At 73.1% G+C, this 13165-nt stretch carries 17 protein-coding genes; 9 read left to right on the forward strand and 8 right to left on the reverse strand.

Annotated elements, in window-relative coordinates:
• Positions 1-36: 36 nt before the first annotated feature.
• Positions 37-327 (reverse strand): SAV_915 family protein, encoded by a 291-nt coding sequence (locus BAY60_RS09585; RefSeq protein WP_112280379.1) that lies wholly within the window; start codon positions 325-327, stop codon positions 37-39.
• A gap of 75 nt (positions 328-402) precedes the next feature.
• Between BAY60_RS09585 and BAY60_RS09590 the strand changes: the two genes are divergently transcribed.
• Positions 403-1110: a hypothetical protein gene (locus tag BAY60_RS09590; protein ID WP_112280833.1), complete on the forward strand. Its 708-nt coding sequence runs from the start codon at positions 403-405 to the stop codon at positions 1108-1110.
• Positions 1111-1120: 10 nt separating this feature from the next.
• Here the strand turns inward: BAY60_RS09590 and BAY60_RS09595 are convergent, their stop codons facing one another.
• The 7 genes from BAY60_RS09595 to BAY60_RS09625 form a co-directional block, all read right to left on the reverse strand.
• Positions 1121-1951, reverse strand: a complete 831-nt coding sequence (locus BAY60_RS09595) for a hypothetical protein (protein WP_112280380.1) — start codon at positions 1949-1951, stop codon at positions 1121-1123.
• A 4-nt stretch (positions 1952-1955) separates the two neighbouring features.
• Positions 1956-3161, reverse strand: coding sequence for a WXG100 family type VII secretion target (locus tag BAY60_RS09600; RefSeq protein ID WP_146770991.1), 1206 nt, complete (start codon positions 3159-3161; stop codon positions 1956-1958).
• Positions 3158-3451: a hypothetical protein gene (locus tag BAY60_RS09605; RefSeq protein WP_112280382.1), complete on the reverse strand. Its 294-nt coding sequence runs from the start codon at positions 3449-3451 to the stop codon at positions 3158-3160. The genes BAY60_RS09600 and BAY60_RS09605 overlap by 4 nt, the downstream gene beginning before the upstream one ends.
• Positions 3444-3764, reverse strand: coding sequence for an SAV_915 family protein (locus tag BAY60_RS09610; protein ID WP_112280834.1), 321 nt, complete (start codon positions 3762-3764; stop codon positions 3444-3446). Before BAY60_RS09610 ends, BAY60_RS09605 begins: the two co-directional genes overlap by 8 nt.
• A 73-nt stretch (positions 3765-3837) precedes the next feature.
• Entirely contained in the window at positions 3838-4458 is a 621-nt protein-coding gene (locus BAY60_RS09615) for a Maf family protein (protein ID WP_112280383.1), read from the reverse strand.
• 67 nt (positions 4459-4525) lie between these two features.
• Positions 4526-4771, reverse strand: a complete 246-nt coding sequence (locus tag BAY60_RS09620; RefSeq protein WP_112280835.1) for an acyl-CoA carboxylase subunit epsilon — start codon at positions 4769-4771, stop codon at positions 4526-4528.
• Positions 4772-4791: 20 nt separating this feature from the next.
• A complete protein-coding gene (locus tag BAY60_RS09625; RefSeq protein WP_112280384.1) occupies positions 4792-6432 on the reverse strand; it encodes an acyl-CoA carboxylase subunit beta in 1641 nt (546 codons plus the stop codon).
• Positions 6433-6510: 78 nt separating this feature from the next.
• On the opposite strand from BAY60_RS09625, the gene BAY60_RS09630 reads away from it, so the two are divergent.
• The 8 genes from BAY60_RS09630 to BAY60_RS09665 all read left to right on the forward strand — a co-directional run bounded on the left by BAY60_RS09630 (position 6511) and on the right by BAY60_RS09665 (position 13134).
• Positions 6511-7335, forward strand: a complete 825-nt coding sequence (locus BAY60_RS09630; RefSeq protein WP_112280385.1) for a biotin--[acetyl-CoA-carboxylase] ligase — start codon at positions 6511-6513, stop codon at positions 7333-7335.
• Positions 7336-7399: 64 nt separating this feature from the next.
• The gene (locus tag BAY60_RS09635; protein ID WP_112280836.1) at positions 7400-7984 is read left to right on the forward strand and encodes a PH domain-containing protein; all 585 of its coding nucleotides are present in this window, start codon (positions 7400-7402) and stop codon (positions 7982-7984) included.
• Positions 7985-7987: 3 nt separating this feature from the next.
• Positions 7988-8932, forward strand: coding sequence for a hydroxymethylglutaryl-CoA lyase (locus BAY60_RS09640; protein WP_112280386.1), 945 nt, complete (start codon positions 7988-7990; stop codon positions 8930-8932).
• A gap of 127 nt (positions 8933-9059) precedes the next feature.
• On the forward strand, positions 9060-9506 hold the full coding sequence (locus BAY60_RS09645; RefSeq protein WP_112280387.1) for a YbaB/EbfC family nucleoid-associated protein: 447 nt from the start codon (positions 9060-9062) through the stop codon (positions 9504-9506).
• Positions 9503-9823: a hypothetical protein gene (locus BAY60_RS09650; RefSeq protein WP_112280388.1), complete on the forward strand. Its 321-nt coding sequence runs from the start codon at positions 9503-9505 to the stop codon at positions 9821-9823. Before BAY60_RS09645 ends, BAY60_RS09650 begins: the two co-directional genes overlap by 4 nt.
• 9 nt (positions 9824-9832) lie before the next feature.
• Positions 9833-11896, forward strand: a complete 2064-nt coding sequence (locus BAY60_RS09655) for a glycohydrolase toxin TNT-related protein (RefSeq protein WP_112280389.1) — start codon at positions 9833-9835, stop codon at positions 11894-11896.
• A complete protein-coding gene (locus BAY60_RS09660) occupies positions 11893-12165 on the forward strand; it encodes a hypothetical protein (RefSeq protein WP_112280390.1) in 273 nt (90 codons plus the stop codon). Before BAY60_RS09655 ends, BAY60_RS09660 begins: the two co-directional genes overlap by 4 nt.
• Before the next feature lie 60 nt (positions 12166-12225).
• Positions 12226-13134 carry an NBR1-Ig-like domain-containing protein gene (locus BAY60_RS09665; RefSeq protein ID WP_112280391.1) on the forward strand — a complete coding sequence of 303 codons (909 nt, stop codon included), beginning with the start codon at positions 12226-12228 and terminating at the stop codon, positions 13132-13134.
• Positions 13135-13165 lie beyond the last annotated feature (31 nt).

Raw genomic sequence — 13165 nt, forward strand, 5'->3', positions numbered from 1 at the left:
CTACGGACCCGCGAGGGGCCATACATGAGAGGAGGCTCACGCCCCGGCGGCGCCCGGATGCCGCAGTTCCTCGGGAATCACCCCGTCGAGCATGATGACGTCGTAGGGCTGCGCGTCGTACAGCGTGGGCAGATGCTCGGTGCGCACCATCATCCACGGCTGGTGCTCGCCGCAGCCCGCGACGAGCCGGTCGACCGCGGAGAACGCGACCAGCGCGACGCGGCCGTCCCCGGTGCGCCGCAGCTCGACGGTCGTCTCTTCGGTGTCGGTGCCGGAGTGGGCGCCGGTGGGCAGGTACACGACCGGCGGCAGGCTGGGATTGGTCACGGGCCCAACATAGACGTGCGCGTTGCGTGGTCTCTCTTACGCTCGGACGGGTTACGAAGGGAGGTGGAGACGACCGTGGGTTCGCCGTCGGTACCCCGGCCGGTGCTGGTGACGGGCGCGTTGGCCGCGCTGGTGACCGTGGTGGCGCTCGGCACGGCGCTCGTGCTGCGGCCGGAGCCGGGACTGTCCGCGGGCGCGGAGGATGCGCCCGCCACGGCCACGTCCGCCTCGCACACGGGCTGCGGTGACGAACCGTGCCGGGTGCTCGCGCAGACCGGTGTCAACGGGATGACCGTGGAGCTGCTCGCCGACGGCGACGGGGGCATGGGCAGGCTGCGCGCGGGCGGCCCCGGCTCGGGCACCATCGCCGAGACCGCGATCACCACGATGGGTGTGCGCCTCAACCACGACTCGCTGCGCTGCGTGGAGACGGCGACGCCGGTGTGCCTGGTGCGGGGCCCGCACGACGGGGGCATGGTCGGCGAGGTGCTGGTGTGGCGCGGGGACAGCTGGCGGGCCACCGCGCGGCCGTACTTCTCCGACGCGGGCAGCATCACCCTGAGCAACGTCACCGGCGACGCCACTCCGGAGGTCATCGTGGTGCGGCACGAATGCAGCCGCACCGACACCGTCGAGGAATGTCAGCAGGCGCCGGTGCTGGCGGAGGTGTTCGACCTGCGTGGCGGCCAGGCGGGTTGCACCCTGACGTACGGCTCGCCCGGCGCGCTGCGGAACTGGCCGGAGGTCGAGGTCGACGACAGCGAGCTGACCACCTGCCCGTGACGTCCGGTGCTCAGCCTGCGAACGCGGCCGCCCGTGCCCGGCGCAGTCCTGCCTCCGTGCCCAGTTCGGCCCGCGCGCCCGGGTTCTCGAGGTAGTAGCCCAGCAGGTGGTACAGGAGAACGGGATCCACGGACAGGAACTTGCCGGGGATCACGATCATCGGCACCTCGCGCTGGCCCGACCGCACCTTCGGCAGGCGGTCCTGGCGCCAGAGCCGGGTGATCTGGCGGCGCTGCCAGGGAGCGTTCTCGTCACCGACGACGACGACGATCGGGCTGTCGGTGTGTCTCGGGAAGACCCCGTTGATGCCGGACCAGGGGATGAACGACTCGAAGGTCCAGCCGCGCTGGTAGAGGCCTTCCGGGGAGAGCCGGATCCGGCCGAGCGCGAACCGTCCCGTCAGCATCAGTGCGGGCAGGGAGGCGAACAGCACGGCCACGGCCGCCCAGACGATGGCGCCGTTCGTGTGGTCCGGACTCGCGGCCGCATGGAAGGCGGCCACCGTGAACACGGCCGCGAATGCACCGGTGAGCGCGGCGTACCCGAGGAAGAGCCGCGAGGAGTACGGCACCTCCAGACTCCGCGAGCCGTCGCCCGACTCGTGCAGCACGATCGGGTCGGTGCGGGTTCGTCGCCGCAGCCTCGTCTCGTAACCGACCCAGCAGATCAGCGAGCCGAGCACGGCGGCAGCGACGCTGTAGAACGCCGCCCTGGCGTTGTCCCGGGAGAGGAGCACCAACGCGATCGCGAGCGGGGCGAGGACGAACAGGACGGCGTTGACGGCGAGCGCGATCGTGTAACGGGTCTTGTGTCCGTCCGGCCATTCCGCCGGGAGAGGCAAGGCTTCAGAAGATTGCATTCCACGCATCCTTCACGCCGCCGACCACCGCTCCGGCCGCATCACTGACGCCGTCAACGATCACCTCGCCCGTGTCGGCTACGGCATCGACACCGTCCTCAATCGCTTGCCCCACGGCGCCGATGCCGTTCTCGTAAAGGGAGTCAACCATGCCCGAGGTGAACACACCGACGCCCGCGCCGACCACCGCACCCACCGCCGTGCCCACCGGGCCGCCGATGGCAGTTCCGACCACTGCTCCTGCGCCGACCGAAGCGGCGAAGCCCGCCCCGTTGGACACGACAGCCTGCCCGACGGGCTTGCCGTTGGCGACGTCGTACACGACGCCGCCAACGGCAAGCGCACCGCCAAGGCGCAGCCCGGTCAACTTGGCCTTGCTGCTGGCCCTCGCGGCGTCGTCGGCAAGCGCTGCGGAGGCCCGAGTGCCGGCCTGCGCACGGTCGAGCTGTGTGTAGAAGTTCTTGGGATCGAGAACCACGTCGCCGTACGCGCGGACGTGGCTCATCGCGCGGGCTGCGTCGTCGGCGTAGTGCCTGGCTCCATCCAGCAGGAACGAGCTGTACTTCGCACCGGCTGCCGCCGCGATGGTGTTTCCTGCGACGTCGGCGACGGTGAGCCACGCCTTCGGGCCCGCGCTGTTGGCTTCTTCAGTGATCCGCTCCACGGTCGACTTCCACGCCCGCCGGACTCCCTCGGCCTCGCCCTGCGCTTTGTTGTACGCACGCACCTTGGCCGCGTGCTCCTGCTGCGCCTGCACGGCGTCGTTGTGGGCCTGCACCGCGTCGGGGGTCGCGGCGTCTCCGGTCGGAGGGGTTCCCGGAGCTGCTGGAGCCGGACCCGGCTCGGCGATGACATCCCCGTTCACAGTGAGCCCTGCTGCGGACGCCTCACTCCGAATGCGTTCCATATCGGATCTTGCTCGTCGGAGATCCGCAGCCAGGTCGTCCAGTTTCTGGGCCATGGTCCTGGCGGTGCCGGCGAAGTCGTCGGTGATGCGAGCGCCCTGCGTCATGCGGTCCCGGAACGCGCCGGCTGCGGGGCCTGTCCAGCCGGCGTCCGCCTGATTTCGTGCGTTGTATATCTGGCTCGCGGTGTCGGTGACGCGGCTTGCGAGCGAGTCGCGCACCCAGCTCGCGGCCCTGGTCACACTCTCCGGGTTGCCCTCGATCTTCGTGTCGACCGGCATGGTCACCGGCCTCCCGACGAGGTGACAGCCTCACCGGCCGACGCTTCCGTTTCGGCGTATGCCTTGCCGCCGTCGGCCACGGCATCGCCTGCCGCCTCGGTGCCCACCACAAGCTGGCCCGCACTGTCCGCGAGTTTGGCCAGGATGGCAGCGACCGCCGCACTCGCGTCGCCGGCGTCCGGTGCCGGGGGCTTGCTCTGGCCGAGCGTGTCGAGCTGAGCGGCGGCGTTTCGGAGCGTGCTGACTATGCCGTCGAGGACGCCCGGATCTGCGCGGAAACCGTGACCGTCAGGCATCGCTCGCTCCATGCCGGTGCTCCGGCGGGATGATGACGTCGAGGAGCACAAGCTCGAATGGCTGGACCTGTTGAATTCGCTGCAGCGTCGGCGTGGGCACCACCATCCATGGCTGTTGCTCGCCGCAGCAATATTTGAGCCGGTCGAGCGCGGAATAGGCCATCAGGGCCATCCGGCCGTCCCTCGTCCGGCGGAGTTCGACCACCGCGTCTGCGGGATCCTCCGTGTGGGTGGCGCACGGCAGGTAGACGACGGGCGGAAACTCAGGCGGTACCGGAGTCACCGCTTCCTCGGCAGGTGCCAGGTCGTTCATGGTCGGCATCACTCCTCGCGTGCCGGTGACAGCATGCATCAGTGATGCGACGAGTGTGCTGGTGTGCCGGTTCCTAGACAACTCCGGGACGCCACAGATCGGTGACCGAGACGCCGACCTCGGCGAGCAGCCTGCGGGTCAGCGGCAGGCTGATGCCGATGACGCTGGACGGGTCGCCGTCGATGCCCTCCACGAACCAGCCGCCGAGGCCGTCGAGGGTGAACGCGCCCGCCACCGCGAGCGGCTCACCGGTGCCGATGTAGGCGTCCAGCTCGTCCTGGCTCGGCGTGGCGAAACGGACGGTCGTGCGCTGGGTGCCGCTGGCCTGCCGGGGTGGCCGCCCGTCCTCCAGGCGCAGCACCGCGTGGCCGGTGAGCAGCTCGCCGGTGCCGCCCGCCATCTCGGCCCAGCGTTTGCGGGCGATCTCGGGCGTGCCCGGCTTGCCCACCACGTCACCGTTGATGGCGAGCATCGAGTCGCAGCCCACGACCACCGTGTCCGGGTGCAGCGTCTCGGCCACCGCGCGCGCCTTGGCCTGGGCCAGCGCGGTCACCAGCTCGTCGGGCGACGGGTCGGTCAGCGACGCCGCAACGGCGTCCTCGTCCACACCGGACACGACGACGCTCGGTTCGACGCCCGCCGCGCGGAGCACGGCCAGCCGGGCAGGGGAGGCGGAAGCGAGGACGAAACGCACGGCCCCAGGTTAGAGGGCGGCGCAGCGGGCCAGCACACCGACGCGGGCGGCCAGCACGGCGACGGGGTCAGCGGGGCAGCGCCGAGGCGCGCCAGGCGCCGGGGCCCGGGTGCAGCGGCGCGCGCAGCAGAGCCGCCCGGTCGGCCCACCGCGACGCGATGGGCGGGGCGGGCGGCTCCGGCCGCTCCGCCGACGCGAGCCCCGCCACGACGGCGGTGAGCGCCGCCAGCTCGGCGTCGTCGGGGTTGCCACGCAGCACCCGCAGCAGCGGCGGGGAGCCCGCGGCGCCGTCGGTGCCCGACTCGTCGGTCATGACGTCCAGCCCTTCACCGGTCACAGGGGGATGTTGCCGTGCTTCTTCGGCGGCAGCGTCTCGCGCTTGTCCCGCAGCAGCCGCAGCGCCCGCGCCACGTAGCCGCGCGTGTGCGCGGGCGGGATGACGCCGTCGACGTAGCCGCGCTCTGCGGCCACATACGGGTTGCACAGCGTGTCCTCGTACTCCTGGATCAGCCGCGCGCGCAGCGCCTCGACGTCCTCGCCGCCCTCGGCGGCACCGGCCAGCGTCTTGCGGTGCACGATGTTGGCCGCGCCCTGCGCGCCCATCACCGCGATCTGCGCCGTCGGCCACGCCACGTTGACGTCGGCGCCGAGGTGCTTGGAGCCCATCACGTCGTAGGCGCCGCCGTAGGCCTTGCGCGTGATCACGGTGACCAGCGGCACGGTCGCCTCGGCGTAGGCGTAGATGAGCTTCGCGCCGCGCCGGATGATGCCGTTCCACTCCTGGTCGGTGCCCGGCAGAAAGCCCGGCACGTCGACGAACGTCAGCACCGGCACGTTGAACGCGTCGCACGTGCGCACGAACCGCGCCGCCTTCTCGGAGGCGTCGATATCCAGGCAGCCGGCGAACTGCGTCGGCTGGTTGGCCACGATGCCGACGCTGTGCCCGTCGACGCGGCCGAACCCGACGATCACGTTCGGCGCGAACAGTTCGTGCACCTCGAGGAACTCGCCCTCGTCCACGACGCGGGTGATGACCTCGTGCATGTCGTAGGGCTGGTTCGGCGAGTCCGGGATCAGCGTGTCCAGCTCGCGGTCGGTGTCGGTGACACCGTCCGGGATGGACTCGCCGACCGGCTCGGGCGCGTCGAACACCGGCGCCTCGGACAGGTTGTTGGGCGGCAGGAAGCCGAGCAGCTCCTTGACGTAGCCGATCGCGTCCTCCTCGTCCGAGCCGAGGTAGTGGGCATTGCCCGACTTGGTGTTGTGCGTGCGCCCGCCGCCGAGGTCCTCGAAGGTGACCTCCTCGCCGGTGACCGTCTTGATCACGTCGGGGCCGGTGATGAACATGTGCGAGGTCTGGTCGACCATCACCACGAAGTCGGTGAGCGCGGGGGAGTAGACGTGCCCGCCCGCGTTGGCGCCCATGATCAGCGAGATCTGCGGGACCACGCCGGAGGCCTGGGTGTTGCGCCGGAAGATCTCGCCGTAGAGGCCGAGCGACACCACGCCTTCCTGGATGCGCGCCCCGCCGCCCTCGTTGATGCCGATGATCGGGCGGCCGGTCTTGATGGCCAGGTCCATCACCTTGACGATCTTCTCGCCGTAGACCTCGCCGAGCGAGCCGCCGAACACCGTGACGTCCTGGCTGAACACGCACACCGGGCGGCCGTCGACGGTGCCGTAGCCGGTGACGACGCCGTCGCCGTACGGGCGGTTCTTGTCCTGCCCGAAGTTGGTCGAGCGGTGCCGGGCCAGCTCGTCGAGCTCCACGAAGGAGCCGGGGTCGAGCAGCAGGTCGATCCGCTCGCGTGCCGTCTTCTTGCCCTTGGCGTGCTGCCGCTCGACGGCTCTTTCCGAACCTGCGTGAACGGCCTCGGAGTAGCGCAGGTACAGGTCGGCGAGCTTGCCGGCCGTGGTGTGAATGTCCGGCTCGTCTTCGGGAGGCGTCCCGATCGGCTCCGTCGCGCTGCTCATGGACGCCGAGCTTAGCCACCGTGTGGGGTCCTCACATGTGGCGTAGGCAACGTGGCACGACACCTTAAGGTGAGCGCCATGAAGCGGATCGACGCCGGGCGGCTGCGTGCCGAGCTGGTCCGGCCTGCCGGGCCCTACGCCGCCCTCGACGTGGTGGAAAGCACCGGCTCGACCAACGCCGACCTGCGGGCGGCTCTCGTCGACGGCGCCCCCGACCGGACCGTGCTGATCGCCGAGGAGCAGACCGCCGGGGTGGGCAGGCGCGGCCGCTCGTGGAGCTCGCCCCCCGGCACCGGCATCTACTGCAGCGTGCTGCTGCGGCCCGCCGAGGTGTCGCTGGCCGGCATGGGCTCGCTGGCGGCGGTGGCCGGGCTCGCACTGGTGGATCTGGCCAGAGAGCTGGGTGCGGCCACGGCCCTGAAGTGGCCCAACGACGTCCTCGCCGCCGACGGGCGCGGCAAGTGCGCGGGCATCCTCTCCGAGGCGGCCGCGTCCGAGGAGCAGGCCGTCATCCTCGGCATGGGGCTCAACGTGACCTCGGCGAGAGACGTGCCACCGCCCGGTCCCGGTGGCCTTCCGCCGGTGTCGCTGCGCGAACTCGGCGCGCGCACCACCGACCGCACCGAGATCGCCCTGCTGCTGCTGACCTTCCTGGACCTGCGGGAACGCCGCTGGCGAGCCGAGGGCGGCGACCTGGCCAGGGCCGGGCTGCTCGACGAGTACCGCACCCACTGCGCCACGCTCGGGCAGGAGGTGCGGATCTTCGTCGCGGGCGGCAGCGACCTGGTGGGCGAGGCCGTCGACCTCGACCCGGCGGGCGCGCTCGTGGTGCGCACCGCCGACGGGCGGCAGCGCACCGTCTTCGCGGGTGACGTGGTGCACCTGCGTCCTGTCCTGGAGTGAAAGCCGCCCGGTGCGCGGTACGGTGAGCGCACACGGCGAGGCACGAGCCCGGGGAGTGTTCGAAGTGGCGTATCCAGACGATCTGCTCAGCGACGGCGAGCGCGTCGTCACCCACAAGCATCCGCACTTCAAGATGCTGGTCGTGCCGATCGTCGTGCTGCTGGTGGTGCTCGCGGGCGGTGGCTGGCTGGCGGTGCTCGCCGGCGACGTGGACCCGCCGTGGGACCTGGTGGCGCTGATCGCCATCGGAGCCGTGGGACTGCTGCTCGTCGTGTGGCTGTTCCTGGTGCCGTTCGTGCGCTGGCGCACCACGCACTTCATCGTGACGACCGACCGGGTGATCGCGCGGGAAGGCGTGCTCAAGCGCACCGGCATCGACATCCCCATGGCGAGGATCAACAGCGTGCGCTTCGAGCACGGCCTGCTCGACCGCGTGTTCGGCTGCGGGACGCTCATCATCGAGTCGGCCTCGGACGAGCCGCTGACCTTCGACGACATCCCCAGCGTGGAGCGTGTGCACACGATGATCTACCGGCAGGTCAACGACAACCCGTACGACGACTACGGCTACGCCGAGCCGGATCCGACCGAGCAGCTGCCGCACGGCGGGCAGGAGCCGCCGCCGAGCACGCAGGGAAGGGGACGCTAAGGCATGGGCGCGCGTGAACTGGGCCTTCCCGAGCGGGTGCCCTCCGTCGACGGGCTGCCGCGACGGGTCACGATCTGGGAGGTCGGTCCGAGGGACGGGCTGCAGAACGAGAGCGCCGTCGTGCCCGTCGAGGTGAAGGCCGAGTTCCTCGACCGGCTGGCCGGCGCCGGGCTCACCACGCTGGAGGCCACGAGCTTCGTGCACCCGAAGTGGGTGCCGCAGCTGGCCGACGCCGAGGAGCTGCTCGCGCGGCTCGAGCAGCGTCCCGGCGTGCGCTACCCGGTGCTCGTGCCCAACGAGCGCGGGCTCGACCGGGCACTGGCTGCCGGGGTGCGGCATATCGCCGTGTTCGCGAGCGCGACCGAGACCTTCGCCAAGCGCAACCTCAACTCGACCGTCGACGACCAGTTCGCCATGTTCGAGCCGGTGGTCACCAGGGCCAGGGCCGAGGGGCTCGACGTGCGCGGCTACCTGTCGATGTGCTTCGGCGACCCGTGGGAGGGTGCCGTGCCCGCCGAGCAGGTCGTGCGCGTGGGCACGCGACTGCTCGACCTCGGCTGCTCGCAGCTCTCGCTCGGCGACACCATCGGCGTGGCCACGCCCGGCCAGGTGGACCGCCTGGTGGGCGCGTTCAGCGAGGCCGGGGTGGCCGTGGACGCGCTGGCCGTGCACTTCCACGACACCTACGGTCAGGCGCTGGCCAACACGTTCGCCGCGCTCCGCCATGGTGTGTCCACTGTGGATTCCTCTGCCGGCGGGCTCGGGGGCTGCCCGTATGCCGAGTCGGCGACCGGCAACCTCGCCACCGAGGACCTGGTGTGGCTGCTCGACGGCCTCGGCATCGAGCACGGCGCCGACCTGGACGCGCTCGTGGAGACGAGCGTGTGGATGGCGGGCAAGCTCGGCAGGCCCAGCCCGTCGCGGGTGGTGAAGGCACTCGCCGGCTGATCGGCGCACGCGGCCGTCGCCCGAACGGGCAACGATTCGGCCGCGACCGGAACCAGGCGGCCCCGTGCTGCGTCGAAACCGCTGCCGACTGCTGTACACACAGACCTTCGGACGTCGGGGAGGGGCCGTGACCGACCATCGCGCGCAGGTGGAGGAGTTGCTCGCCGACTACCAGCGCAGCAGAGAGCAGCTGGCCTCGGTGCAGCGGAACCTCGCGTCCATCAGTGAGTCCGCGAGCAGCGACGACGGACTGGTGACCGCCACGGTCGGCGGTCGCGGGGTGCTCACCGGGCTGGTGATCGCCGACGCCGCCTACGAGCGGTACCGGCCGGGCGAGCTGGCCGCGCAGATCGTGAAGGTGGCGGGCGCCGCCACCGTGAAGGCCCTCGCCGGTGCGGGTGAGGTGCTGGCCCCCGCGCTGCCGTCGGGCACGGATCCGCAGGCCCTGCTGCTCGGCACGGCCGACCTGGCCGCCGAGGAGATCGCGCCGCCCTCCGGCGATCCCGACGACGAGGACGAGAGCTTCGAGGACCAGAGCTGGCTGGACGAGGCCGACTGGCCGAGGTCGCGATGAGCGCGGCGGGCGAGGGCTTCGAGGTCGATGCCGAGCGGCTCGGTACGCACGCCGCCGAGTTCGACGGTCTCGCCGAGCGGGCGAGCCGCATCACCGCCCGGCTGCGCGACGTCGTGGCCGGGGCGGCCCCGTGGGGCGGGGACGCCGTGGGCCGGAGCTTCGCCGCCGCGCACACCGGCCCCGCGAACGACGCGCTCGACCGGCTGGGCGGACTGGCGGGCGGCCTCGCCGAGGTCGGCGCGAGCTTCTCCGCGGCCGCGGGGGCCTACCAGACCGCCGACGACAGCGCGGCCGACGACGTGACCGGCGCCGGGTAGGCGGCACGCATGGGCATCGAGCTTCCCGCCGAGCTGGCCGACATCGCCGCGCGGACCGGGGTGAGCTGGCCGCAGGCCGACGAGGACGCGATGCGTGAGCAGGCCGGCGCCTGGCGGCAGGCCGAGCAGGACCTCGCGGCGCTGGCCGGAGACGCGGACGCGGTGGCGGGCAAGGCGCTCGGCGCGCTGTCCGGGCAGGTCGCCGAGGCCGCGAGCCGCACATGGTCCGGCTACGTCGAGCCCGACAGCGGCACGCTCACCGTGGCCGCGCGCGACGCGGGCGCGGCCGCCGACCGGCTGGAGCACGCGGCCGACCAGGTCGGCGCCGCCAAGGTCGAGATGGTGCGCCAGCTCGTGGCCGCCGCCAAGAACGCCGACGCCGCCTCCGCCGCGGCGGACGCGGGCCACCCGGCCGCGCTCGCCGGCCTGGACACGGTGCTCGCGGGCACCGCGGCGAACCTGGGAGCCGTGTCCGGAGGGCTGGCCGACGCCGTCGGTCCCGCGGCCGGTGCGCCGGTGGAGACGGTCGGCGCGGTGGTCGAGGCCCAGCCGGGCGCCCACACCGCCGACGGGCAGACCGGCCTGCTCAGCGCTGCCACCGGCCTGCCTGCCAGCGTCGTCGACGGCGCGCTGTCGACGGTGGGGCCCACCGTCGAGCAGGGCGCGGAGCTCGCCGAGGACGGCCACGACCTGCTCACCGAGGCCCGGCCGTCCGGCCTGGTGCCCGCGGAACGCCCGGTTCCCGCCGAGCCGCCCCCGGCTGCCGAGCCCGCTCCCGGCCACGCGCGCGGGCCCGCGGAGCCACCCCGGCCCGGTGGCACCGACGCCGGTACCGGGCCGATCGTCGTGCCGGACGCGCCGACGCCGCCGCGCGGCACCGGCTTCGGCGCACCCGCGCCCGTCGGGTTCGCCGATGCGCCGACCCCGCCCAGCGGCTTCCCGATGCCCCCGGCCGCGGGGCCTTCCGGGCAGGCCGGACCACCCACGCCGGGCCAGACCCACCTCGCGGGCTACGCGGCGCCACCCGTGGCGCCTCCGCCCGGTGCCGCGCCACCCCCGGTGCCGCCCCCCGGTCAGTTCGCGGGCCAGCAGTTCGGCCCGCAGCCCTACGGCGGCCAGCCGTTCGGCGGTCAGCAGTTCGGCCCGCCGGGCGTGCCCTACGGTGCGCCGCCACCCGGCGCCGCACCGGCACCACCACCTCCGCACGCGCCGCCGCCCGGCGTCGCGGGCCAGCCGCCCCGCCACGGGCCGATGGCGCCGCCGCAGCGCTGGGGTCCCGGCGCCGAGCCGTACCAGCCCCACCCGCCGCAGGGCAGGCCACCGGCGGCTGAGCCGGTGCGGCCGCAGGCACCCGCGCCGCCGGTGCCGGTCGGCGCGCCCCGGCAGGAGCGGCAGAGCGTCGTCGCACTGTTTCTGGTGCACATGTTCCCGATCGGGCATCTGCCGGTGGCGTCCGACCGTCCCGCGCGGCAGCTGCCGGTGCCCACCGGCGACGAGCACTGCGTGCCGTGGCTGCGGTTCCCGCCGCACGACCACCCCGAGTCCGGGCTGATCGACCCGGACGACGCGCTGGCCGCGCTGCGGGCGGGACGCCGCCAGCCCGCGCCCCCGCCCGCCGCGGTGCTGCCCTGCCCGCCCGCCGCGCTCACCGACGGCTACGACCCGCTGGGCGAGCTGCACGAGCGCGACTGGGACCAGCGCTACCTCGTGCACGATGGCGAGCGGCCCGAGTACGCCTGGCCACCGGGCGAGCAGTACCCGGAGGGCGGCTGCGAGGAAGGCGAGCCGGTAGTGCTCGCCGAGGGCATCCTGCTCGACCGGTTCGGCACGGCGCTGGGCCGCGTCTTCGCGCCCGAGGGCACGCCGTTCGCGCACCGGTCGCTGCCGCCCGCCCACCTGGAGGCCGGATACCGGCGATACCGGGTGCTGCGGGAGCTGCCGATGTGGCGGACCGTGTCGGCGGGCTGGTTCGCCCAGCCGGGCGGTGGGGTGCGGTACCGGTCGGTGTACTCGGCGGCCGAGCTGGTGACGCTCGGCTACCTGGCGGACGTCACGTTCGAGGAGAAGTCGTGAACACGGAGTCGATCATGCGCTGGCTCGAGGCCGTCGGCGTGCCGCCCGAGGTGGTCTCCATCGGCGGCGAGGCCGACAACACCTGGTGCCTGCTGCGCGGTGACGAGCCCACCGGCGACGGCGAGGTCGCGTGGGAGGTGTTCTGGCGGGAGCAGGGCAACCGCTACGACTGGGCGCGCTTCACCAACGAGCAGGTCGCGTGTCACTACCTCTTCGGGCGGCTCACCTGGGCGCAGGTCGCGCGGGGCGCAGTCGGCGTGCTCCCCTAGCGGGCGAACCTCACCCGAAGCGGCCCTGCCTGGCCGGGGTGCGCCATACCCTCGGTGGTCATGATCGACACTCCGGCACGCCGGGGCAGGACCGCGGGCTGTCCCGACGCGGCCGCCGGTCCGGCCGCGGCCTTCGCGCACCGGTTGTGGGACCTCAAGCGCAGGGCGGGTGACCCGTCCTACGACCGGATGCGCGGCGAGTACGGCGCGCTCGCGTCCAAGTCCGCGCTCTCGGCGGCCGCGCGGGGACGCCGCCTGCCGTCGTGGGACACGACGTGGGAGTTCGTCCGCGTCCTCGAGGTCGGGCTGCTGGGGGAACCGGAGGACGAGGTCCGCGCCCGCTGGCGCGCGGCGTGGGAGCAGGCCCGCGCGCAGGCCGGAACACCCTCGCCCACGCCCACCGCCGCGGCTCCGGAACCCGGCGAGCCCGGCGTAACCGGCACACCAGCCGAGTCCGCCGGCCGTGCGCGGCGGCGTGCCTGGCGCCGTGCCCCGGTGGCCGCGGCCGTGGTCGCCACCGCGTTGCTCGCCGCGGGCACGATCGCCGGGATCGAGGCGCTGCGCCCCGAGGGCGGCACCGAGGATCCCCGCGCCGCCGTGCCCCCGCCGCTCATCGCGGGCGACGCCTCCGAGTTCGGCGGCGACATCACCGTGCCCGACGGCACCGAGATCCCCACCGGCACCCGGTTCGTCAAGACCTGGGAGTTCCGCAACACCGGGACGGTCCCGTGGATCGGCCGTTACCTGCGCCGCGAGGGCTCGTTCGGTGACGGTGACGACTGCCGCACCCCGCACCGGGTGCCCATCCCGAGAACGATGCCGGGCGAGTCGGTGCGGGTGTCGGTGGAGGTCCGCGCTCCCGACGAGCCCGGCCACTGCCAGGTGTACTGGAAGATGGTCGACGGCAAGGGCAGGCTGCTGCTGCCCGGCCATCGCGCGGTGTTCTTCTTCGTCCGCGTCGTCGCCTGACCGGGTGACGCCGTTGGCCACCGCGGCCGGA

It is taken from the genome of Prauserella muralis (assembly GCF_003202285.1).
Classification (GTDB): Bacteria; Actinomycetota; Actinomycetes; order Mycobacteriales; family Pseudonocardiaceae; genus Prauserella_B; species Prauserella_B muralis.